Source organism: Kamptonema animale CS-326 (assembly GCF_028330895.1).
Taxonomy (GTDB): domain Bacteria; phylum Cyanobacteriota; class Cyanobacteriia; order Cyanobacteriales; family Microcoleaceae; genus Kamptonema; species Kamptonema formosum.
Genome location: NZ_JAQMUA010000109.1, coordinates 15760 through 38716, shown reverse-complemented (window position 1 = coordinate 38716; position 22957 = coordinate 15760). Strand labels below are relative to the sequence as shown.

General features: G+C 42.3%; 23 protein-coding genes and 1 other RNA gene. 5 read left to right on the top strand and 19 right to left on the bottom strand.

Features of this window, described 5'->3' with window-relative positions; genetic code table 11:
* Positions 1 to 44 precede the first annotated feature (44 nt).
* From PN499_RS06340 to PN499_RS06325, 4 genes are all read right to left on the bottom strand, one after another.
* Positions 45 to 1580, bottom strand: a complete 1536-nt coding sequence (locus PN499_RS06340) for a mercuric reductase (protein ID WP_272030847.1) — start codon at positions 1578 to 1580, stop codon at positions 45 to 47.
* Positions 1581 to 1594: 14 nt separating this feature from the next.
* Positions 1595 to 2323 (bottom strand): TVP38/TMEM64 family protein, encoded by a 729-nt coding sequence (locus PN499_RS06335; protein ID WP_272030846.1) that lies wholly within the window; start codon positions 2321 to 2323, stop codon positions 1595 to 1597.
* A gap of 82 nt (positions 2324 to 2405) precedes the next feature.
* Positions 2406 to 3398: a DMT family transporter gene (locus PN499_RS06330; RefSeq protein WP_272030845.1), complete on the bottom strand. Its 993-nt coding sequence runs from the start codon at positions 3396 to 3398 to the stop codon at positions 2406 to 2408.
* Between the two features lie 101 nt (positions 3399 to 3499).
* A complete protein-coding gene (locus PN499_RS06325; protein ID WP_272030844.1) occupies positions 3500 to 4192 on the bottom strand; it encodes an NUDIX hydrolase in 693 nt (230 codons plus the stop codon).
* 123 nt (positions 4193 to 4315) lie between these two features.
* Between PN499_RS06325 and PN499_RS06320 the strand changes: the two genes are divergently transcribed.
* Complete coding sequence (locus tag PN499_RS06320) at positions 4316 to 5371, top strand: cysteine hydrolase family protein (RefSeq protein WP_272030843.1); 1056 nt, start codon at positions 4316 to 4318, stop codon at positions 5369 to 5371.
* A 236-nt stretch (positions 5372 to 5607) separates the two neighbouring features.
* On the opposite strand, the gene PN499_RS06315 is transcribed toward PN499_RS06320, so the two are convergent.
* The 4 genes from PN499_RS06315 to PN499_RS06300 form a co-directional block, all read right to left on the bottom strand.
* Positions 5608 to 7716: an ATP-binding protein gene (locus PN499_RS06315; RefSeq protein ID WP_272030842.1), complete on the bottom strand. Its 2109-nt coding sequence runs from the start codon at positions 7714 to 7716 to the stop codon at positions 5608 to 5610.
* A 116-nt stretch (positions 7717 to 7832) separates the two neighbouring features.
* Positions 7833 to 9107, bottom strand: coding sequence for a phosphoribosylamine--glycine ligase (gene purD, locus PN499_RS06310; protein WP_272030841.1), 1275 nt, complete (start codon positions 9105 to 9107; stop codon positions 7833 to 7835).
* Between the two features lie 39 nt (positions 9108 to 9146).
* Positions 9147 to 9386, bottom strand: a complete 240-nt coding sequence (locus PN499_RS06305; RefSeq protein WP_272030840.1) for a hypothetical protein — start codon at positions 9384 to 9386, stop codon at positions 9147 to 9149.
* Between the two features lie 159 nt (positions 9387 to 9545).
* On the bottom strand, positions 9546 to 9914 hold the full coding sequence (locus PN499_RS06300; protein ID WP_272030839.1) for a hypothetical protein: 369 nt from the start codon (positions 9912 to 9914) through the stop codon (positions 9546 to 9548).
* Between the two features lie 287 nt (positions 9915 to 10201).
* Here PN499_RS06300 and PN499_RS06295 point away from each other — a divergent pair, with 287 nt between their 5' ends.
* Both PN499_RS06295 and ssrS read left to right on the top strand, forming a co-directional pair.
* Positions 10202 to 11428 carry a 5-(carboxyamino)imidazole ribonucleotide synthase gene (locus tag PN499_RS06295; RefSeq protein ID WP_272030838.1) on the top strand — a complete coding sequence of 409 codons (1227 nt, stop codon included), beginning with the start codon at positions 10202 to 10204 and terminating at the stop codon, positions 11426 to 11428.
* A gap of 49 nt (positions 11429 to 11477) precedes the next feature.
* A non-coding RNA gene (ssrS, locus tag PN499_RS06290) (6S RNA) lies at positions 11478 to 11664 on the top strand.
* A gap of 163 nt (positions 11665 to 11827) precedes the next feature.
* On the opposite strand, the gene PN499_RS06285 is transcribed toward ssrS, so the two are convergent.
* From PN499_RS06285 to PN499_RS06240, 10 genes are all read right to left on the bottom strand, one after another.
* On the bottom strand, positions 11828 to 12787 hold the full coding sequence (locus PN499_RS06285; RefSeq protein WP_272030837.1) for a DMT family transporter: 960 nt from the start codon (positions 12785 to 12787) through the stop codon (positions 11828 to 11830).
* Positions 12788 to 12952: 165 nt separating this feature from the next.
* A complete protein-coding gene (locus tag PN499_RS06280) occupies positions 12953 to 14401 on the bottom strand; it encodes an FAD-binding domain-containing protein (RefSeq protein WP_272030836.1) in 1449 nt (482 codons plus the stop codon).
* Positions 14402 to 14404: 3 nt separating this feature from the next.
* Positions 14405 to 15247 carry an ADP-ribosylglycohydrolase family protein gene (locus PN499_RS06275; protein ID WP_272030835.1) on the bottom strand — a complete coding sequence of 281 codons (843 nt, stop codon included), beginning with the start codon at positions 15245 to 15247 and terminating at the stop codon, positions 14405 to 14407.
* Positions 15248 to 15270: 23 nt separating this feature from the next.
* Positions 15271 to 15819, bottom strand: a complete 549-nt coding sequence (locus PN499_RS06270) for an NUDIX hydrolase (RefSeq protein WP_272030834.1) — start codon at positions 15817 to 15819, stop codon at positions 15271 to 15273.
* Positions 15820 to 15847: 28 nt separating this feature from the next.
* Positions 15848 to 16276 (bottom strand): DUF29 family protein, encoded by a 429-nt coding sequence (locus PN499_RS06265; protein WP_272030833.1) that lies wholly within the window; start codon positions 16274 to 16276, stop codon positions 15848 to 15850.
* 28 nt (positions 16277 to 16304) lie between these two features.
* Positions 16305 to 16724, bottom strand: a complete 420-nt coding sequence (locus tag PN499_RS06260) for a DUF29 family protein (RefSeq protein WP_272030832.1) — start codon at positions 16722 to 16724, stop codon at positions 16305 to 16307.
* A gap of 27 nt (positions 16725 to 16751) precedes the next feature.
* Positions 16752 to 17240 carry a 2-amino-4-hydroxy-6-hydroxymethyldihydropteridine diphosphokinase gene (gene folK, locus PN499_RS06255; RefSeq protein ID WP_272030831.1) on the bottom strand — a complete coding sequence of 163 codons (489 nt, stop codon included), beginning with the start codon at positions 17238 to 17240 and terminating at the stop codon, positions 16752 to 16754.
* Between the two features lies 1 nt (position 17241).
* Complete coding sequence (locus tag PN499_RS06250; RefSeq protein WP_272030830.1) at positions 17242 to 17370, bottom strand: hypothetical protein; 129 nt, start codon at positions 17368 to 17370, stop codon at positions 17242 to 17244.
* A gap of 26 nt (positions 17371 to 17396) precedes the next feature.
* The gene (locus tag PN499_RS06245; protein WP_272030829.1) at positions 17397 to 17990 is read right to left on the bottom strand and encodes a Uma2 family endonuclease; all 594 of its coding nucleotides are present in this window, start codon (positions 17988 to 17990) and stop codon (positions 17397 to 17399) included.
* 73 nt (positions 17991 to 18063) lie between these two features.
* On the bottom strand, positions 18064 to 20277 hold the full coding sequence (locus PN499_RS06240; RefSeq protein ID WP_272030827.1) for a phosphoketolase family protein: 2214 nt from the start codon (positions 20275 to 20277) through the stop codon (positions 18064 to 18066).
* Positions 20278 to 20536: 259 nt separating this feature from the next.
* On the opposite strand from PN499_RS06240, the gene PN499_RS06235 reads away from it, so the two are divergent.
* Entirely contained in the window at positions 20537 to 21913 is a 1377-nt protein-coding gene (locus tag PN499_RS06235) for a cytochrome P450 (protein ID WP_272030826.1), read from the top strand.
* A 435-nt stretch (positions 21914 to 22348) separates the two neighbouring features.
* On the opposite strand, the gene PN499_RS06230 is transcribed toward PN499_RS06235, so the two are convergent.
* A complete protein-coding gene (locus PN499_RS06230) occupies positions 22349 to 22636 on the bottom strand; it encodes a hypothetical protein (RefSeq protein WP_007353538.1) in 288 nt (95 codons plus the stop codon).
* Between the two features lie 110 nt (positions 22637 to 22746).
* Here PN499_RS06230 and PN499_RS06225 point away from each other — a divergent pair, with 110 nt between their 5' ends.
* Positions 22747 to 22872 (top strand): hypothetical protein, encoded by a 126-nt coding sequence (locus tag PN499_RS06225; protein WP_272030825.1) that lies wholly within the window; start codon positions 22747 to 22749, stop codon positions 22870 to 22872.
* The last annotated feature ends 85 nt before the right edge of the window (positions 22873 to 22957 follow it).

Below are 22957 nucleotides of genomic sequence, written 5' to 3'. Positions count from 1 at the left end.
GCGGTAAAGTCACCGCCTTGATGGCGGCGTTACGTAATGAATATCTATCGCGTCCAAGTTAGCCATTGAGAAAACAGTTTTTTCACAAAAGGTGTCAACCGAGTACGATTGTAAGCATCCGCCGCTTTGCGAATTGCATCCGCTTGAGTTGGATAAGGATGAATCACGCTGGCAATTTTTCCTAAACCAATATTATTAACCATTGCTAGAGTTATTTCGCTAATCATTTCGCCTGCATTTCTAGCCACAATTGTTGCACCTAAAATTTTATCCGTACCTTTCTTGACGTGAATTTTTACAAATCCTTCTTCTTCCCCATCAGTAACAGCTCTATCTACCTGACTAAAAGGAATAAAAAATGTATTTATCTCAATCCCTTTTTCCTTAGCTTCTTGCTCATACATTCCTACATGAGCAATCTCCGGGTCTGTGTAAGTACACCAAGGCATTGTCAAAGCGCTAAGTTTTTTACGTCCTAAAAATAGAGTATTTTGAATGACAATTCTGGCGGCAAAATCAGCAGCATGAGTAAATTTCCAGTTCATGCAAACATCGCCAGCAGCATAAATACGAGGATTACTGGTTTGCAGGTGGTCATTGACAAACACCCCACTTTTTGTATCGTACTTAACGCCGACAGCTTCAAGGTTTAAGGTTTCCACGTTCGGGGAACGTCCCGCACTAACTAGAATTTCATCTACAGTGATTGAATTTTCCTGGCTATGGGATTGATAATAGATAACTTTACCTGCGTTTGTTCGCTCAATCCTCTTGATTTTAGACTGTAAAATTAGCTGAATTCCTTCTCGGATAAAAGCCTGCTGAACAATTTCTGCTGCATCAGTATCTTCGCGGTCTAAAATGTGAGCATTTTTGTGCAGCAACACTACTTCGGAACCCAATCGCTGAAAGGCTTGAGCTAATTCGGAACCAATGGGCCCGCCGCCAATTATTGCTAAACGTTTCGGCTGTTCTGTGAGGTTAAATACTGTTTCATTAGTAAGATATCCAGCTTCTTCTATACCCGGAATTTGTGGTTGCAATGCTCTCGCACCTGTGGCAATTACTGCCTTTTTAAAACGTAGAGTTTTACCTGCTACTTCAATGGTATCATCACTGGAGAAACGACCTGCTCCTAGAAAAACATCAACCCCTAATTTTTCTTGATAGCGTTGAGCTGAATCGACATCACTTATTCCGGCTCTTAACTGCCGCAGTCTTTCCATTACTGCGGCAAAATCCACGTCTATATTATCTGGAACTTGGATGCCAAATCGCTTTGCATCTCTAATATTAGCAACAACAACGGAGGAACTAATCAGGCATTTTGACGGCACGCAACCGACATTTAAACAATCGCCACCCATTAAATGTTTTTCAACTAAAGCAACTTTTGCGCCTAAACCTGCTGCACCTGCGGCAACTATTAATCCTGCTGGCCCAGCTCCTATTACAACTAAATTATAACGGCTAACTGGTTGAGGATTTACCCAATCTGGCGGATGTAAATAAGAAACTAATCTTTGGTTGTGTACATCCATTGGCGATATATTTATGCTATCGCTTTTCGAGCTTGACATGGCAAGTTCTCCTATTAAATATTGGCTTCTAAACTTTTACGAGCAATCCTAGCTGTATAAAGGGTGACAGCAACAGTGGCAATCAAACCGATCCCATTAATAAGTAAATTTGCGGCGGATGCTTGGCTATTTACAGCATAACAGGCTCTTTCTATTATAGCCATTTCTCCCCCTAAAGAACCGAGGTAAACGTACATCATAGTCCCTGGAATCATACCACATGAACCTAAAACATAGTCTTTTAAGGAAACTTGCGTTACTCCAAAAGCATAATTTAAAAGATTGAAAGGAAAGATGGGAGAAAGGCGTGTTAAAAAAACTATTTTAAATCCTTCTCGACCAACAGCTTCATCAATTGCTTTGAACTTTGGGTAATTCTCAATTTTTTTTGCTACCCAGTTGCGAGATAAGTATCTACCGATCAAAAAAGCTAAAGTAGCACCTAAAGTTGCGGCAAAAAAAACATATATTGAACCCCAAACAAGGCCGAAAATAAAGCCTCCTCCTAGTGTGAGGATAGAACCGGGGATAAATAAAACAGTAGCTAGATTATAGACAATAATAAATGCTACTGGCCCCCAAAATCCAAGCTGCTCAATCCAGATCAATCCGCTTCTTAAAAGTTCTTGGATATTCATAGCTCGTGCTAAAATGCTAACGAGCGCAACTAATGAGGCAATTAAGAAAAATTTAATGCTATTTTTTATGGTTCTATTCGCACTACTTGGTGGTTGTTCTAACATAAATTTATGCTCTTAGTTGACAGTGAAATTTACTGAATTTAAAGAGGGGATTGAGAAAATCTTACATTTTTTAAAGATGGTTTTACACTCCTTTAAAACCAACTTCTCTATCAATTTCCATAGCACTAACACTCTGCATTGTAACTGGAGTTTCAATGCTTTGGCGAACAACTCCTATTTGGGTTAATATGATGCCCGCCATAATAACAGTACCACCAATATATTGAGCAATGCTAGGCAATTCTCCTAAAATCAAGTAAGAGGCTAAAATTCCAGCAATGGGGCCAAAAGAGCTAGCTAATGAAACTTCGGATGCGGTAGATTTTTTTAACCCAGTAAAAAAACATAATTGACCGCCCACAACAATGACAATTCCATAGAATAACATCCATTGCCATAATAAAGGCGAGAAAATATCAATAAAATGAATTGGGCCATATTGCACCATAACAATTGCAAAAAAGATAATTGTACCTATAAATGTTCTAAAGACGGTAAATATTCCCAACGGTATTTTGCCAAGTTTTGCTTTACTAATAATAGTGGAAATAGCTATACATACAGCCCACCCAGCGGTCATTAATTCACCTTGTCCTATTGGAATAGCGCCTCCCATTTTTACAATATTGTCATCGGGAGTTTGAAGTAATATTGTTATGATAACACCAATAAATGAAGCAATTGCACCGCCAACAACCCACCTATTTACTCGTTCTCGTAGCAATAATACTGATAAAATCAAAGTTAAAGGTGGCTCGATGCGCCCAATCAAAATGACATTATTGACCATTGTCACAGCCAGAGCTGTAAAAATTAAGGTGGGCGCTAAAGCTCCTTCGAGGATGGCAACTACGCTTAGACTTAGCCAATCTTTTCTAGAAAGCTGTTTTAATGCAGGTAGATTCCATTGTCGGTAATAGACAAAAATTAGAACCAGCAAAGCACAAATATTTCCTGCAAATAAAACATTGCAAAATGAAATAGGATTCCTGCCATTAATTAAGTTTTGAGCGCCTATTTCTGTTAATTTACGAATAACTGATCCCGAAATAGCGAAAATAACGATCGCAGTCAAAAGATACGCTCTTGCGGGCATTGAGTTGATTAATTTTAAGGGGGTAGCCCATAAGCTGGATATCATGTTACTTTTACCTCCTTAGCAAGCATTGACCATGATTATAGTTCAAAATTAAATCCTTTTTGTTTTAATTTATGATATTTGCGTTCGTCAAATTTATAAAGTCTTGCGGCGCGATGGGCCACTCCGGTTTCGGTTTCATCTAGCGCTACTAAAAGCTCCATTTTAAGAATTTTTTTACGGAAATTTCGCTTATCTAGTTTTTGCTCTAAAATTGTTTCATAAAGCTTCTGGAGTTGGGTGAGGGTGAATTTTTTTGGTAAAAGTTCAAATCCGATGGGCTCGTAACGGACTTTGCCTTTTAGTCTAGCAAGAGCTGTTGCTAAAATTTGCTCGTGGTCGAAAGGAAGTGGCGGCTTTTTAGTAGCAGGAAACCAAGCGGCATCTGTTGCATCAGTTGTGGCATCAATCGGGTGCTCCGATAAATTGATTAAGGCGAAATAGGCGACAGTGACAACGCGATCGCGCGGATCTCGATTAACATCACCATAGGTATAAAGTTGCTCTAAAAATACATTTTTAATGCCCGTTTCCTCGCGCAACTCCCGCCGCGCCGCTGCTTCGAGGTTTTCCTCAATCCGCACAAAGCCCCCAGGTAGAGCCCATTGTCCCTGAAAAGGTGGCAGTTTCCGCTGAATCAGCATGATTTTTAGCAGGTTGTCTTCATCCAATCCAAAGACGACGCAATCGACGGTAAGTGCAGGTCTCGGAAATTCGTAGGTGTAAGTCATGGGAATTGGGGAGTGGGAATTTTTCTAGCTACTCTTGACAATGTGTTTTAGCGACACTAAGCTAGGAGTGTATCAATAACACTAATATAGCGGATTCCAGCATTTGTTTGCAGGGAAATCATAATGACAACACAAACTCAACTACAAATTCCTTCTCACTTCGACCCCAAAAAAGTTGGAGAAGTCTGGCGAGTGCCCTATCAAGATAGGGCAACAGAGGCAAAACAATGGGCAAAACAAAATAGTATTCAACCCGCAGCAGAAGACAAAACTCGCATTTGTCTAATGATAATTGATGCCCAAAATACTTTTTGTATTCCCAACTTTGAATTATTTGTTGCAGGTCGTTCCGGTACTGGTGCGGTTGATGACAACGCGCGACTGTGCGAATTTATTTATCGCAATTTAGGTGTAATTACAGCCATTGCACCTACAATGGATACCCACACCGCTATGCAAATTTTCCATCCGATATTTTGGATTAATGACGCAGGAGAACACCCAGCACCAGCCGCTACAATGGTGACACTAAATGATGTTCAAACAGGCATCTGGAAAGTGAATCCTGCTATCAGTTATAGCATTGCAGACGGTAACTATTTAGCTTTGCAAAAACACGCATTACACTACGTTCAAAAACTAAGTGACAACGGTAAATATCCCCTCACAATTTGGCCTTATCACTCGATGTTGGGGGGTATTGGACACGCCTTAGTTTCGGCAGTTGAAGAAGCGATATTTTTTCATAATATAGCCCGAAACAGCCAAACTCTTTTTGAAATTAAAGGTAGCAATCCCCTCACAGAAAATTATTCAGTCTTGCGACCAGAAGTTTTAGATGGTGCAGATGGTCGTCCTATTGCTCAAAAAAATCTGCTTTTTATTCAGAAATTACTGGAATATGACGCGGTAATTATTGCCGGACAAGCTAAGAGTCATTGTGTTGCTTGGACAATTGAGGACTTGCTAACAGAAATTATGGCACGAGATTCTAAATTAGCTAAGAAAGTTTATCTGCTAGAAGATTGTACTTCGCCGGTTGTTGTTGCCGATATAATTGATTTTACAGAGCAAGCGGATGCTGCTTTTGCGAGGTTTGCGGATGCGGGGATGCAGATTGTTAAATCGAGTCAGCCAATTGATATCTGGCCGGGTATTTCACTTAGAAACTTTACGTAACGCCGCCATCTTGGCGGTAAAGAAACCGCCGGGACGGCGGCGTTACGGATATTTTGTCAGGGCTTACGCACCCAATCAAAGAAACCGGGTTTTTTTATGAAAATACTTCGTTATGACCACAGATGCTCTCAAAAACCCGGTTTCTGGGACTCTATGCGTAAGTCCTATTTGTGTCAATTAGCCATTAGCCATTAGCAATTAGCCATTAGCCATTACCAATTACCAATTACCAATACCTATTTTTGCCCATAAACTATTAAATCAAACCAGAAAGTAGTACCAACCCCAACCTCACTAACTAAATGCACCTTAGTATGATGCTTATCAATAATATTCCTCACAATTGAAAGCCCTAACCCAGTACCTTCCAAAGTATGCACCCGATTTTCCACCCGGAAAAAACGGTCAAATATTGCCTCTTGATCCTCTGCATCAATGCCAATTCCCGTATCAGAAATCTCAATTCGCACTAGCTTAGAAGGCTGTACTGCGTGTGAGAGAGAATAGTTTCCTGGGGAAGATTCCTCATTAGCAACTTCATATTTATCCTCCCTTACTTCCACATCTAACTGAGAAGCGCGAATCGCAATCTTTCCTCCCGAATGAGTAAATTTCAAAGCATTACCAACCAGATTCGCGAACACTTGTAGCAACAAATCGTAATGACCCAAAACCGCTGGTAAATCCGGGTCAAGTTCCTGAATCAATTCAATACCCTTATCTCTAGCATTGAGTTGATAAGTACGTAAGGTTTGCTCTACAGCTTGGGCAATATCAACCCCGTCAAAATGATAAATTCGGCAAGATTCCAACCGCGACAAATCTAATACATCGTTAACCAGGCGAGTGAGGCGGTCAGTCTCATGATTTGCCGTTTCTAGAAATTCCCGACGTTCAGCCTCGCTGAGGTCTTCCCCGTACTCGTGGAGAGTTTCTATAAATGATTTAATATTAAACAAAGGCGTTCTCAATTCGTGAGAAACATTGCTAATAAATTGACTCTTAGCTTCATTTAGTTCTACTTCGCGAGTAATATCCTGTATCGTCATCGCAATCCCTTTCAGGTTGTCTCGATACTCTTCTGGAAGGTGAGATTTAGCACTTTCAAAGTATAAGGAACATTCAAAAGCATCGGGGCGCGGGGCCTCGGTACAGGTATTCCTTTCTTCATGGAGACAACTTTTACACAGCGGTTCTGAACCCGGTGCTTTATGTAGAGTTACAGTCGTAACAAGAATTCTCACAGTGCGATTAATTGGTTCTGTAAGCGAACAGCGAAATTCTCCCCCTTCGCGATCGCCACCAGCAATTTGATACAATGGCCTAGCTACCTCTAGCTGCACCTCCGCAGGTAAGTAATTTAAAACATTTTCCCCAATTACATTCTTATATTCCCAGCCAAAGATTCGCCGCGCGGTCGGGTTAACTAAAATGATGTACAAATTAGCATCCAGCAGCACGGCACCGTCAGCAATAGTAGAAACCAGGGTTTCCAGCTTGGCTTTTTCGGCTGTCAATTCTTCAATGTTTTGCTCTTCGTAGCTTTCCAGCTTTTCAGCCATCTCATTAAAGCTACAAATTAATTCGCCTAATTCACCACCTAAAGGCAAATCAACGCGCTGTTTAAAGTTACCGGAAGCAATATTTTTAACGCCAAAAACTAATTCTTTAATCGGCTGAGTAATCGTCAAAGCGTTAAATACTGCCCCTAAAATTACCATCACCCAAATTGTGACAAACACTGCTAAGGTGACATCCCTAGTTAAATTTGAGGAAATGACGGCTGTAGGATTAGGATTAATACCGATCGCTAAAACTCCTAGATATTTGCCCTCGTGGACGAGAGGAACAAATACGTCAGTCACTTCCCCTGCGGGAGTTAAGTGCTGCTTTACTAAGGGTTCAGGGGTGAAATTGACCTCTTCAAGATTGGCGGTAAAAGTATCGGGAAGTTGAATCCGGCGACGGAGAGTTAGGGACGTTTCTACCTCTGACTCAGAAAAGGGTAAGCCGAGGTAGATTTCGCCAGCATCGTCGGCGTAGAGGATATAACGAATGCTGGATGTGCTGCCGTAAAATTGCCGGGAAAAGCGGGCTACTTCTGTGCGATCGTTTTGGGCGATTAAAGGGGCGACATTGGCAGCTAGCAGTAGACCGAGATCGCGGCCGTAGCGGGTGTCATTGAGGTGGGCATCTAGTTGAATGGTATTGACGGCCCAGAAGGTGAGGCCGCTCATAATCAAGGAGACTACCAGTGTGGCTCCCGCCATCAGCCGCGTCTGGAGGGTAAACTCCGACCACCAATGGGCTATTATTTCTCCGATGTTTTTGAGGAAGGCCAGCATTTGGGTAATTAAAAATTAAAAATGTAAAATTAAAAAATTGGATTTTTATATCTTGCCAGAGGGCAAGTGCAAATCCAGACTTTATTGTTACATTTTTAAATTTTAATTATTAAATTTTAATTTTTCATCGCTCGGTGCCCAATGTCCCGGCGGCAGTAAGCCCCTTCAAACTGGATACAATCAACGGCTGCGTAAGCTTTTTTGATGGCAATCTCAAAGGTTTCGCCGATCGCAGTTACCCCTAAAACCCGCCCCCCGTCAGTAATTAGCTGCTCTTTCAGCTTAGTCCCGGCGTGAAAGACAGTCGCCCCCAAAGCTTCGGCTTGCTCAATCCCGGTAATTACTTTACATTTCTCATAAACTCCTGGATAGCCGCCAGCGGCCAGCACCACACAAACAGCCGCCCCCGGTTTCCAACTCAGGGCTGGCAATTCGTCTAAACGCTGTTGACAACAAGCCAGCATGATGTCTTCGAGGGGCGTTTCCAGCAGGGACAGGATGGGTTGAGTTTCGGGATCGCCGAAGCGACAGTTAAACTCTAAGACTTTGGGTTCGCCCTCTGGGGAAATCATCAAACCTGCGTAAAGCACACCCCGGTAGTCTATGCCACGTTTTTGTAATGTTGTCAAGGTCGGCTGTAGAATTTCTGTTTGAATCCGCTGCATCAGCGCGGGTGTGACAATGGGTGCAGGGGCGTAGGCTCCCATACCGCCAGTGTTGGGGCCCGTGTCGCCGTTGCCGATCGCTTTATGATCCTGTGCGGGCAACAGCGGTACAATGGTCAAACCATCAGTTAAAGCTAAGATTGAGACTTCTTGACCGCTTAAAAATTCTTCAACTACGGCGCGAATATTCTCACTACCAAACTCCCCGCCAAAGATAGCATCGATCGCACTTTCAGCCATTTCTAGGGTGGTGGCAACTGTGACACCTTTACCCGCAGCGAGCCCATCGGCTTTGACAACGATCGGCACTCCCTGGGCGGCGATGTAAGCTTTAGCAGAGTCAGCATCGGTGAATGTACCTGATTTAGCGGTGGGGATACCAGCTTCCAGCATCAAATCTTTGGCCCAGGATTTACTCGCTTCAATTTGAGCTCCTGCTTCGATGGGGCCAAAAACGGGAATATTTCGCTGTTGAAAGTAGTCAGCAATGCCTAGAGATAGAGGGACTTCGGGGCCGACGGCGACTAAGGAGATATCATGCTCTAAGATGGCTCGTTCCATGCCCTCAAAGTCATCTACTGGAAGGGGGAGATTGTGGCAACCTTTGAGGGTGGCTGTTCCGCCATTGCCAGGGACACAGAATACTTGTTCTATTTTGCCTGATTGCAGCAGTTTTGTTGCGATCGCGTGCTCTCGGCCTCCGTTTCCTACTACTAAAACTTTCACGTTGTCCTTACCTCTGATTTATTTCCTGAATTTTACCCCTCACGATGCCCAGCAAGTTTTTTCGGGAAAACCTCCTGCTTTCCAGTGTTGGCGAACCTTAACTGCGGCCCTCTGGAAAAATGCTTCTGAGTTGTTAACAGATGTTTGTTTAAGTTCCTTTACTACTCCATTCGATTTATCTAGCCACAATAATCCCAGATCGTGTTCATGGGGACCGAAACGATAAATTACACCTGTATCATCCTCTTTTTCTTTCAATAGTAAAACGTAAAAAGCCATAGTTTCCTTTGTAATAGTAAGGATTTGATAACAGTATAACAAAATATAGGTACTAACAACATAATATCTTACACAATTAAACGTAGGGTGGGCGCTCGCCGACAACCATCTATAGCTCTGAGTTAAAAGCTTGTTTGTGGCGAGCGCACACTCTACAAGTTATGGAAGTGGTAGCTTCCAGGGGCGACCGGAATCTAAAGTTGCTTTATGTGCAGTTCGGTAGTCGGTTCGGAAAATTCCTTCAAACTTCAACTCAAAGTATTCATGTTCGAGTAAGCGCAAATCCTCCATGTTATACTGACCTTGGGACAATCGCATCCACGCATCAGCAATGTCTGGGTCGGGATCAAAACATCTAACTCCGTCATCTAATTGGTGTTCTCCATAAAATAAGTGATTTTTTATCCTATGAATCTGAAATTCTAACCAACCTGTATTCTTTGCAATCTCTCCTATATCGTCACTAGAACTACGAATTTTATTATATGCTTCAGGAGCGTATTCTTCCCATCTTGTTAAGTCTTTCATTGATTTTTTATTTATGAATTAAAATATTTGTTGTCATTAATAGTATAACATAAATAATTATATAAAGGAAAATTATTGGCACAAAAATCAATCAGTTTGCCACAAATTAATCCGCTCAATGCTATCAATTTGCCAAACTGCGGCGATAGGAATTATACACGAAGACTAGGAATGCGTTTGATCGGTTATCAGTAAATACTTTGCGGCTAAACATAAAATTTGTTGTAGAAATTGGGTTTCTTTGCGTAACCTCTGATAAAATAATTATAGCAAGTAGGTTTATAGGTATGAACGTCAGTCCAATTGCTACTAATCAATCTCAAGAAATCAAGCGGGTAGGTGTCATCGGCGGCGGACAACTAGCATGGATGATGGCAGATGCAGCCGCAAAATTAGGAGTAAAATTACTAATTCAAACACCGAAGTCCACCGATCCAGCGGCAACAGTAGCGGCGGATATTGTGTTAGCATCTATTGATGATGCTCTGGCAACTGCCGAGTTAGCAAATCGTGCTGATGCCATTACTTTTGAGAATGAGTTTATTGACTTAGAAGCGTTATCTACCCTGGAAAAGCAAGGGGTAATCTTTCGACCCAGTTTGTCAGCACTAGCACCTTTATTAGATAAGTATCACCAACGTTGTTATCTGCGAGATTTGGGTTTGCCAACTCCGAAGTTTTGGGAGGGGGGAATAATAAATAGAGAAGATAGCAATACAAAAGCAGGAGAACACCAATTACCAATTACCAATTACCAATTACCAATTCCATTTCCAGTGGTTCTCAAAGCTCGTCGTCACGGTTATGATGGTCAAGGTACGTTTATTATTAAAGATGAAGCGAGTTTAAAGTCAATAATGGCTAAGCTAGGAAATCAGCCATTATTACTTGAAGAATTCGTACCTTTTGATCGCGAATTAGCAATAATTGCGGCTCGTTCCGTCACTGGGGAAGTGGCAATTTATCCAATAGTTGAAACTCAGCAGGAAAATCAAGTTTGTCGGCGGGTTATTGCTCCCGCTGATGTTAGTTTAGAAGTAGCAAAACAAGCGGAAGCGATCGCCCACTCTCTCCTCAATAGTTTACAAGCAGTCGGTATCTTTGGTATTGAATTATTTTTAACTAAGGATGACAAAGTGTTAGTCAATGAAATTGCACCCCGTACTCACAATTCTGGGCACTTCACCATCGACGCTTGCGAAACTTCCCAGTTTGAACAACATTTACGAGCAGTTTGTCAACTCCCTTTAGGTAAAACTTCCCTTAATTGTGACGGTGCGATTATGGTAAACCTACTGGGGTATGAAAACGCGCAATCTGACTATTTAACCAAGCGAGAAAAACTGGCACAAATCAGGGGTGCTTATGTGCATTGGTATGGTAAGAGCGAATCGCGTCCCGGTCGTAAGTTGGGTCATGTTACAGTTGTACAGGATGCGCGATCGCATGGGGATAGGCGAGATGAGGCGATGGCGATCGCTCAAACCATTGAATCTATCTGGTATGCAAGTTAAGTTAATTAAAGCTTGCCAAAATCTGATAATTCTGTATAATAAGAATACAGGTTTGCTACGACGTTGGTGACTGCCGATAATGTTTTTTTGATCTATAACTCTAAACATTACGGGAGCCTATTTGTTTCGTCAGCAGTATACCGGGCTTGTACCCGGAAACTTTAAGACTGAGCTGAGGTGCCCACCTGGTTTACACCAGGTCAAAAGCTGAGGTAAGACGGCGTTGCGGTGAACCTTATTTAAATATTGATGAGATAGGCGCTATGTGAAGATAGCCAGCCTATTTTTTTTGATAGTTTATTCACCTACCATCGTTTAAGAAGAAGAAAAAAGGATGGGAGGAGCGCTCATTATAGCAATCACCAATTACCAATTACCAATTACCAATTACCAATCTACCTAATTCTGAACAGGTTCTTCCAATTGACTTGGTTGCAGATCGTTCGTTGTTTGACTTATAATCGCTACATACAATCCTAAAAGCACGATTGTAAAGCCAATCCAACTCGAAAAACCGAGCTTTTCTGAAAAAATAATCCAAGCCAACATCCCTGCAAAAACAGGTTCGAGTAGATGAACTAAAGCGACAACCACCGATGATAAAGTGTCAAGACTAAAGGTTAATAATCCATGCCCTAAACCTTGACAAATGCAGGCTAAAGCGAGAATCATCAACCAAGTATTGAACGAGTGAGGAAAAGCCGGACTTTGAGTTAGCAGTAGTACAGGTAAACTTACAAACGCCCCAATACCACAAATCCACATTTGCATCGTCACAGGAGATAACTGAGTACGAATCTGTTCCATAATCATCAGATATCCTGACAAAAACACCGCCGATAGAAGAGCCGCAAAATCTCCCTGTACCCGACTTGTATCAATTTGTATTTCCTGCCATCCAATCGCTCCTACTCCCACGATTGCAATCATCATACCCAATACAAATTTACGCTCAAATGTCTTGCCTAAAAACCACCATGCTCCCAAGCTGGTGAAAATTGGCGCAAGATTGTGCAGTAAAGTAGCAATCGCAATACTTGTCTGGGATTGTGCCCAAAAAACCGCAGCAAGAGCCGCCAACCATAACACTCCTGCTATCACTAACATCCCCAGAGTTTTAGCTGTGTATAACTCTGATTCCACTGTTTCTTTAGGAGAGAGACGCTGAAATGCAGTAATACCGCCATTGCACAAGCCAAATACAATCGCCGATATAAGTAAGCGATTGGAAGCAATGGCATAAGAGCTGAGTTCGTAGCGGCTAAACTTAACAAAAGTAGCAGCAAGAGAGATAGCAAATACGCCAATTAGTAAGGCAATAAAGGCGATTGTAGGTTTATTTGAGTCAGTTAACTGCACAATCAAAAAAGCTCATTAAAAACGTCAGGATATTAATTCAGATGCAATCGCTTCAGCAAAGGTAAGTTTTCCCTCTACTTTTTGCAACATTCTAGGGATTAGTATCTCTAGCATTACCAATCGAGTTGGCATGAATTTACATATTGTACACCAAAACTAAAGAATTTACTCAACTATTTTTTGTTGCTTATAAAGTTCCTTAAACCTTCGCTGCTGCTGATTATGATCCACAATCGGCTCAGGATAGCCAAGGCTGCGCCGCTCTATCGGCGTGATTTTCCCAGTTAGCAAAGAAGCTGTATCTATCCAACGCAATTCTGGAACCCATTTCCGGATATATTCACTTTTTGGATCGAATTTTTGCCCTTGGGTAAATGGATTAAAAATTCGCAGCGGTTTCGGGTCCATACCGCTTGACGCACTCCACTGCCATCCTCCATTATTAGCAGAAAGGTCGCCATCAATTAACTTCTGCATAAAGTATTTTTCGCCCCACTGCCAGTTAATAATTAAATCTTTGGTCAAGAAACTAGCAACTATCATCCGACAGCGGTTGTGCATCCACCCAGTTTGATTCATTTGACGCATAGCAGCATCAATAATTGGATAGCCTGTTTTCCCTTCACACCAAGCTTGGAAAAGTTCTTGATTGTTATCCCAAGGAAAGTCTTTAAACGCCTCTCGATAAGCACCATTAGCTAATTCTGGGAAGTTATACATGGCGTGTTGATAAAATTCTCGCCAAGCCAATTCCTGTTGCCAAGTCTGGATATTTATCCGCGCTGCTTCAGTATGGCATTTTTCCATAACTGTAACAGTAGCTTGCCAAACAGTACGAATACCAATTGCTCCAAACTTAAGAGCAGCACTGAGTTGAGATGTGCCGTCAACCGCCGGAAAGTTGCGCTGTTTATCATAGTCATAAATAGCGCGATCGCAAAAATTATCTAACTTTTCTTGCGCTCCATCTTCCCCTGGCTCTATAATTAAAGGAGCATTCCAAACAAATCCTAATTCTTTCGCACTTGGCAATCTAATTGTACCACATAACTTAGCTATTTCTTGTTCTTTTGCCGTTAATCCTGTTAACTGTTCCAGAGACATAATCGGCAATGTATCAACAGGTTCGGCTTTGGGTTTGCTAACCCAATTTTTCCAAAATGGGGTATAAACTGTGTACTTTGTACCCATCCCCGTGCGAATTTCATCGGGCGCGTGTAGAAGTTGATCCCAAAAGTTTTGAACCTTAATTCCTGCTTGTTGAAGTGCGTTTGAAACAGCGTCATCGCGCTCTCTTGAATATGGCTCAACATCTAAATTCCAGAAGACAGCCTTTGCCTGCAAAGCTATTGCTAATTTCGGTATTCCTTGGGTAGGTTCAGCTTGAAGTATCAATAATTGACTGCCAGCTTCCAGATAGCGACGTTGAAGTTCCTGCAAGCATCCAATCATATAAGTTACTCTGGCCGGTGCCACATCATCGCGCTGTAAAATATTGAAATCCAGGCAAAAAATTCCAACTACTTTTTGACTTAAATGACGTGCTGCTGCCAATCCAATGTTATCAGAAATTCGTAAGTCACGCCGATGCCAAAATAGAATTAAATCAGACATCCTTTATTGCTCCACTAAACTCATCAATTGCCGATCTAGTTGGATAATATAATCTTTACCATAAGAGAAGTTTTCTAAGTTTTCTATCAGATGTTCGGGAAGATCTTGGGTAATTTCTGGGCTGCATGAAGCTGCCGCTAAGGCAATAGCAGCTACCGTATCTACATCTCCAGAAAAGGCAATACAATCTTTGAGAAGTTCGCTCATACTATCATTTCGCATGAACGCAGTAATAGCGGCTAGTACACAGATTAAACCTTTTGTTTTAACTTCTCCTTCCCAAGGTTTTGACCATTCACCAGATACGTGAGTTTCCAGAAACTTTCCTAAATCTCCCTTTGAACCTAGCCTATAGATAAAGTAATGGGACATCAAAGCTGCGGCTCTAGCGGCATTGATTCCATCTGGAGTATTGTGGGTAATTGCAGCTTGAATGGTAGCAGCTTCGATAACTTTTTCTACCGTAGAAAATATGCCAATGGGAGCGGCGCGCATCGCCGCACCACTTTTATCGCTACTGGAGTAAATTCTGGCTAAGAAATCCTTTCCGTCTTCAACTTCCAGTAAAAAATTGTAAAATTTACTGGCATAACCCACTCTGCGATCGCGATTAAAAGCGACAATAAATTTACTAGCTAAAACTTCCGGTGTCCAAGGTTCTTTAGCGACGATAGTTTCAGCAATTGCTAAACTCATTTGTGTGTCATCTGTGTAGCATCCCGGTTGGATATCGTGACGGGGATGCTGTATGTAGCTGCTGAGATTATTGTAGGATTCAATTATCTGCTGGTCAGCAAATTCAAAGCCAGCGCCGTAAGCATCGCCAATTGCTAATTCTAGCAGCATGTATTAATAAAACCTCTAGGTTTTTAGTTCAAAAATGGGCGAGCAAGAAAAAAGCTAGAAATCGATTTAGCATCGACTGGTTCACCTGCTAAAATGGCAGCTTCTAATTCTTCAGGTGTGAATAAAACGACTTCCATATCCTCATCCTCATCCTGCTCTGGCGGTTTTTCCAGTAGTTCTAAATCTTGTGCTAAAAAGGCATAAATAATTTCATCTGAATAACCAGGAGCGAGAAAAAATTGCCCTAATTTTTGCCATTTATGAGCGCGATATCCCGTTTCTTCTTCTATTTCGCGCTTGATAGTTTCTGCGGGATCTTCATTAGGTTCAATAGTACCTGCTGGGAATTCCAAAATCCGCCCTTGAGTTGCAAATCGATATTGTCGCAATAAGACAAGTTTGCCTTCAGGGGTGACGGGTACTGCTAAAGCGCCTCCTGGGTGGCGAATACATTCCCATTCGCCTTCGGAACCATTGGGGAGGCGGAGGCGATTGACATCAAAGCTAAATTTGCGACCTTGATAAAATAGCCGTTGTTTGATAATTTGTGGTAGTTCTTCAACAATTTTCATGGAAAATTTTAATGGTGATTGTTTAATTTTAACTCTCTGGTGATATTAAAGCCAAGGCCCGATTGATAATTTCTTCTCGGTTAACCATCGCTGCCAATTCTTCAGGCTCATATTGTCCTTCTCTTACCTCTCCTGACGCATCATCAATTGCTCTTGAGTATGTCACTTCTAGAATTGAGCGTAATTCTAGTATTGGCAGGTAATAACCTGCTGCTTTTGGTCGCTTATTAAGTTCTTGAATTTCCCAAGTGCAGTTACGAATCGATCGATCCCAAGAGCGAGTCGTGCGATTTTCAGCTTGTTGCTTAATTAAGTGTAGCAGCAAAATTTTGGCATAGCTACGAATGTTATTAATTATGTCTTTTCTGCTCATTTCTTCAAGTTCATCGACTATGACTAATGCCGCTGGAATATCGCCTTGCAAAAGTAGGTCTTTGAGCATTAGCAATTCTTCCATAATTAGTACCTCAAATATTGGACAATTTCTACGATATTAAAGCCAAGGCCCGATTGATAATTTCTTCTCGGTTAACCATTACTTCCAATTCTTCCGCCTCATATTGTCCTTCTCTTACTTCCAATGATGCAGCATCAATTGCCATTATGTAAGCAACTTCTAAAATAGAGCGCAATTCTTCTGGCATTAAATAATACCCCCCTGCTTTACGACGCTTATTTTTTTCCTGAATTTCGCGAACACTATTGCGAATAGAAATATCCCAAGAGCGTGTAGTACGATGTTCTGCCTGCTGTTTAATTAAGTGTAGCAGCAGAATCTTGGCATAGCTACGAATGTTATTAATTTTGTCGTCTCGGCTCATTTCTTCAAGTTCATCGACTATGACTAATGCCGCTGGAATATCGCCTTGCAACAGTAAGTCTTTGAGCATTAGCAATTCTTCCATAACTAATACCTCAAGTATTGGTAATATTTACGATATTAATTTTCGTACTTCTGAACAGTCTACACTATTTACCAGTTCTGCGATCGTACTTCCCGTTACTGGATGCACCCAATCGGGAGCAATTTCTGCCAAAGGTACTAATACAAACGCTCTTTCTATCATCCCAGGGTGAGGCAGCACCAGTGGCGGAGTTTCTAGTATTAGATTATCGTATAATAGTAAATCGAGGTCTAGGGTTCTGGGGCCCCATTTTTCGCGGCGTTGACGACCGAATTTAGCTTCAATTTCTAAAAGAGTTGCTAGTAATTGTTGCGCTTCTAACTCAACTTCGAGTATGGCACAGGCGTTAATATAATCAGGTTGTGGCGGCCCTACTGCTGCGGTTTGATAGCAGCTTGAGTACGATTTCACGCTAATTCCTGGGGTTTTATCCAGAGTTTTGATGGCTGATTTAATGGTAGCGAGGGAGTCTCCCAGGTTGCTACCGAGTGCGATGGCTGTTTTAATTAATATCATCCTATTTAATAATTACAGTTCTACCTGTAGCGCAACCTACAACTTTAGTAGTGATGACAATTAAAGCTGAAGTTGAAAATCTATCTTCATCCGCAATTCGGCTAGAATTTTGTAGGATTATTAGATTCATTTACCTACTCCCACTTAACGTCATTACTAATGCCGAATCCCCTTGATAAACTCATTCCTCGCCTCAATTCTTGAAGGTATTAAAACACAACGTACTAATAAGTCTAAATCTAAATCCGGCAAAAATTCGCTGTTGGCAATTTGCTGGTAATTATCACCTCGTAATCGGTAAACAGAAAGGCGATTATTTTCCCAAAACCAAACTTCAGGGATGCCAAGCCGCAGATATTTAGCTAGTTTATTTGTACTACCGCTAGTAATCGTGATTTCGACTGCGAGATCGGGATGCTCTTTCTTTGAACCTATATAATAAGACTTATCTGGTTCAAATGACACATTTTTTGTTCGATCTCTCCGAGTAGCACTTCCTACAGGAATATACTCAATTTCCATTTCACAAAAGTATAATTGTAGGAAAAAGCTAATAATACAACTTATTGTCTCATGATTTTCTCCAAGTGTCATAAACTCTATAAACCCATCTAAATAAGTGATTCGCAATCCCGGCGTATCCGCCATTAAAATTTCGATCGCCTCAAATTGTTCCCAAGTATAATAACTGGGGAGAACCAATCGCTGTTCTGCAAGCGTACCTATTTCTTCTAAAAGTTGTGTTGTCATAGTTATAGCCTATTTTAATCGGGCTAGCCCTACCTAGTAAAAACTAGGCAGGGGTATTTACTCACATTATAACTTAATCAGCTAACTCAATAGCGCGTTTTTTCAACGCCTCAGCAGTCAACCCATTAAAGGCCATCAATTGTCCTGCTGTTGCGGTAGTTTCTCCCCGTTTCCAGGCGAAAGTATCACGCTTGCTATTACTGCGTAACATAATTGGTTCCAACATCCCCGATGCACCACCGATTACGCCAATTAACGCATCCCCGCCAAACATTTTCTCAAAGTCCGCATCGCTGATAAAACCGCCATCTGGTTCCGAACAAGTATCCCAAGCAACATCAGCAGAACGGTACAAACGCCGAGGATTAATTATAGAAATAATCCGCGAACCTATCCCTTCTTTTTCTAAAGCGGCTGCTGCTTCAAATACAGGAATTAGTGTCATATCGCCAATCGCGGCAAATACAACGGTCTTATTCCCGGCAATTTCTTGCAGTACAACGCCACCTTTTTCTAAACCTTGTTTTGTCTGTTCAAAGGTGGTACGAATTGGCAAGGGTGACTTACTGGCAGTAATCACAATTCCCTTATTCTTAGCTGTTAAAGCCCAATCATAACAGACTTGAATGCTGTTAGCATCCGGGGGGAACAAAGGAAAGACATTGCCATTCCGCATCATGGCGGCAAAATAAGCTTCAATCTCTGGACGTTGGTGCGTCCAACCATTACGACCTTGTTCTAATGCACCGGCAGTAAATAAGGTAATAGTAGCGGGAGTTGGTCGCCGTAATTCTGCCATTGCTTGGGTGACTGTTTGCCAAATTGGTAAACCATTAATGGCAAAAGATTCGTAAGAACACCACAAACTACGCGCTCCCATTAGCGATAAGCCAACGGCTAAACCTGCACAAGCATCTTCACTCAATGGTTCGTAAACTTGACCGTTTGGTGATTGATTGTATAAGTCATCTGTGGTAGGATGAATAATCTTCAAGGCTTGGTTAATGTTGGCAATTCCTGATGCTTCATTGCCATCTGCATTGGTAACAATAAAAGTGCGATCGCGTTCTCCGACTTTGCCAACTAAGCGCCCCATTGCGGTTGTAGAAACCTTGGCTTCACCGCCAACGGTATACTCTTCTAAAGGCAATTCTCCCAAATCTGCCAAAGGTAATTGAAATTCAGTAACAGCAGTCTTAGCAGCAGGGCCACCGCCAGCACGTTCGCAGTTTGCCCGTACTAATTCCCAAGCTTCTACAGATAAAGCACGACCTTTCAAAGCATCAATAATATGCTGACTTTCCAGGGTATCTTTGGGATAAAGATTGTGCGATTTCGCACCCCGTGCGTGAACGCCTGCGCCTTTCAATTGTTTGATGATAAATACAGTTAATTTACCACCCAAGGCTGATTTTGCAGCTTTATCAATAGCCTCTAAAACAGCCTGGGTAAAGGCCAGCCGTTGTGCGATTGAAAAAGCAGTGCTGTCAATATAATCTCCCGGTTGATTCTTGTCGTCAAAGTCCTTAGCATCAACTAAGATGATTTCTTCAAAACCATTGCCTTGCCAATAAGCGATCATTTCGGCATTAGTTTTAGTCGAAACCATGCTATGATGTTCCTGAGAAAAACCGTTCCAAACTAATACGGGTAAAAAGTTGGTAACGCTGGGATAAGCAGTATGAAAATGTGCCATACTGCTCATCGGATAAGGTTCCCCCATCCCACCATCTCCCATTGTGAAAGGGAACAGTTTGTCTCGGTGTAAAAGTGCAGCAGCCATAGCAAAATGTTGCCCTTGACCGAGGGGGCCAGCAGGTGCTAAAATGCCAGGAATATAACCGGAAAGATGGCCTAATAGTCCGTGCTGTTCGCGAAAGCGATCGCGCAATTGTTGCACAGTTTCAATGCCCATATCCTCCAAAGAGCGATCGAGAAACATGGCACTATAAAATCCCGGCGCGTGATGCCCTACTTCCGTTAGAATGTTTTTGTGGCCCAGCATGACTAAAGCTGCATAAGCCTCCGCTTGGCTAGCAAAACCCCCCGGATGACCAGAAGCTTTACTTCCCGTGACTTGCAGTGTCAAGTAGCGCAAAGCATCGGCAGCAAGTAAAGTTTGAAAGACGGCGGCGGGATCGGTAGCATCCGCGATCGCACCAGCACCCTCCGCGATCGCAGGAGTTTTCCCATAAGTCTCAAAACCCGGCACAGCCTCACCAAAATACTGGATACCTTCGCAAAAAGCGGGAGTTGTTGACGTTGCCTTCGGAGTAGTTGCAGTCATTCCTTAATACCTTAAAATTTGGGATGGAATCAATTTAAAATTAATTCTATAACTTGATTGTTACAAAAAATCATCATTTATGCTTTACAGAGTGATAAAAAACGTCAATCTCAAGCCTGAACCCTCTACAATATAGCGGTTCTCAAGTAAGTGAGAGACGCACCTACCAATTACCAATTACCAATTACCAATTACCAATTACCAATTACCAATTACCAATTACCAATTACCAATTACCAATTACCAAACTGTAACCAAAATGACACTACCTAACGGCCCCAAAACTTTCTCCTACGTGCAGTTAATTCAATGGATCGGCGATCCATTGGCATATATGGATCGATATGCAAAAGAATACGGCGACATTTTTACAACTAGATGGGGAAAACTCGATCCCTTCGTAATGATTAGCAACCCCCAAGGGATGCAGGAAATGCTCACAAGCACAGCTTTTGAGGCCCCTGGAAGGGCTAACGGGATTTTAAAACCCATGCTAGGGGAGAATTCGATGATTCTGCTTTCAGGCGATCGCCACAAACGCCAGCGGCAATTATTAATGCCACCCTTTCACGGAGATCGGATGCGGAATTACAGCGAGAAAATTTGCGCGATCGCCAGCGAAGTTATCAGTAACCAAGCGATCGGCACACCCTTCTCCACCCGCAGCGTCATGCAAGAAATTACCATGCGCGTCATCCTTCATACCGTCTTTGGCCTAGATCAAGGGCCCCGCTTCCAAAAACTCCGACCAATTCTCGGCGAAATGCTAGACATGACAGGTTCACCCCTGAGTTCTAGCATCCTATTTTTCGACTGGATGCAGCAAGATTTAGGCCCTTGGAGTCCCTGGGGACGAATGATGCAGCGACAACGGCAAATTGACGAACTCCTATTCGCCGAAATAGAAGAACGCAGAGCTCAACCAGAGTGCGATCGCACCGACATCCTCAGCTTAATGATGGGCGCGATCGACGAAAACGGTCAACCCATGACAAATCAAGAATTGCGAGACGAACTACTAACCCTACTCTTCGCCGGACACGAAACCACCGCCACCGCCTTAGCCTGGGCATTTTACTGGATACACCAAATACCAGCAGTACGCGAAAAATTACTACAAGAAATCGACAGTTTAGGCGAAAATCCCGACCCAATGGCGATTTTCCGACTACCTTACCTCACAGCCGTCTGCAATGAAACCCTACGGATTTATCCCGTCGGAATGCTTACATTTCCGCGAGTAGTGCGCGAACCCGTTTCATTAATGGGTTATCAACTTGAACCTGGCACAACCGTAGTTGGCTCAATTTACCTCACACACCGCCGCCAGGATTTATACCCAAATCCCCTGGAATTTAGACCAGAACGATTTTTAGAAAGGCAATTCTCCCCTTACGAATATTTACCCTTCGGCGGCGGAACCCGTCGCTGCATTGGGCTAGCATTAGCCCAGCTAGAGATGAAATTAGTATTAGCCGTAATCCTGCGCGATTACAACTTAGCCTTAGCCGATAAACATCCCGTGCGTGCGAAGCGTCGGGGCGTAACTTTAGGGCCCGCTGGCGGCGTGAAGATGGCGATCGCAGGGCGAAGAATGCGCCCAGAAGTCCATCAACCCCTTGCTAGTGTTGTTTGAAATTGGAAATAGGAGATCCTCGGAATACCTTGAATTGCAGTGATTTTCCGTAAAAGTGGGTAATTGCAATAGCCCACTTGAGAAATCAAAAGCCTGCCTGTAATAATAAAAGACAGATATGCATACCCTGTTAATTCAGAGCGGTCGGAAGTGTGTTAGCTATGGCTAACATCTTCCGCCCTTTCTATTTGTAGGGTACTTCAAGGAAATGGGAGTCAGTCAAAAGAACCCAGAAGTCAAAATTCAATCGCTATATTACCCATTAGCCATTAGCAATTAGTCATCAAGTAGTCCGACATAAATAAATGCTTATATAACTTGTAGGGTGAGCGCTCGCCGTAAAAATTTTGTCACGAGTAGCTAATATGGTTTCGGCGAGCGCCCACCTTACGTTTAGCCATTAGCAATTAGCCATTAGCAATTAGCCATTACCCCTCAATCCTCCGTCTTGAGAAACTCCGATACTGAGACAGACTTCGGAAGATTTTCTACATCTCTGATCTCACTTTCATGGGCGAAAAACTCCACCTCTTTATTATCAATATCAATTTGATAATTAGTAGTAGCAGTAACTATACGACGCTTTTTTTTATCTTCTATTAACACCCAACACACCACAGGCCTCACCCATCTCTCAATGTGATTGCTATGTTTGGTACTGCCAAAAGCATACCAACCTTTAGCCTCTATAATTTGAAGAACTTTAAAATCATTGCTCGCCATTAGTTCACCTATACTCCCCAATTCACTATTAATCTTATACCAATTATCACAAGTCTTCCTACAATTCTGAGCTTGAGTGTTACTTCATTAAATCAAACTTACTCTTGTGAATGTTACATAACTTTTCAGGAGTTGATTGTCTGCTGACTCTACCAGTGGCGCGATCGCCTGAGTCCTCCACCAGGCGCAGCAGCATTCAGCCGCGCTTAAAACCTCTCGGATGCGCTTACTTTTGAGCCTATATTATAATTATACATTATATCAAGTTTCCTGAATTGCACTCTCTTAAAGATAATTTGTAAAGTAAAAATAAGAAAGTTT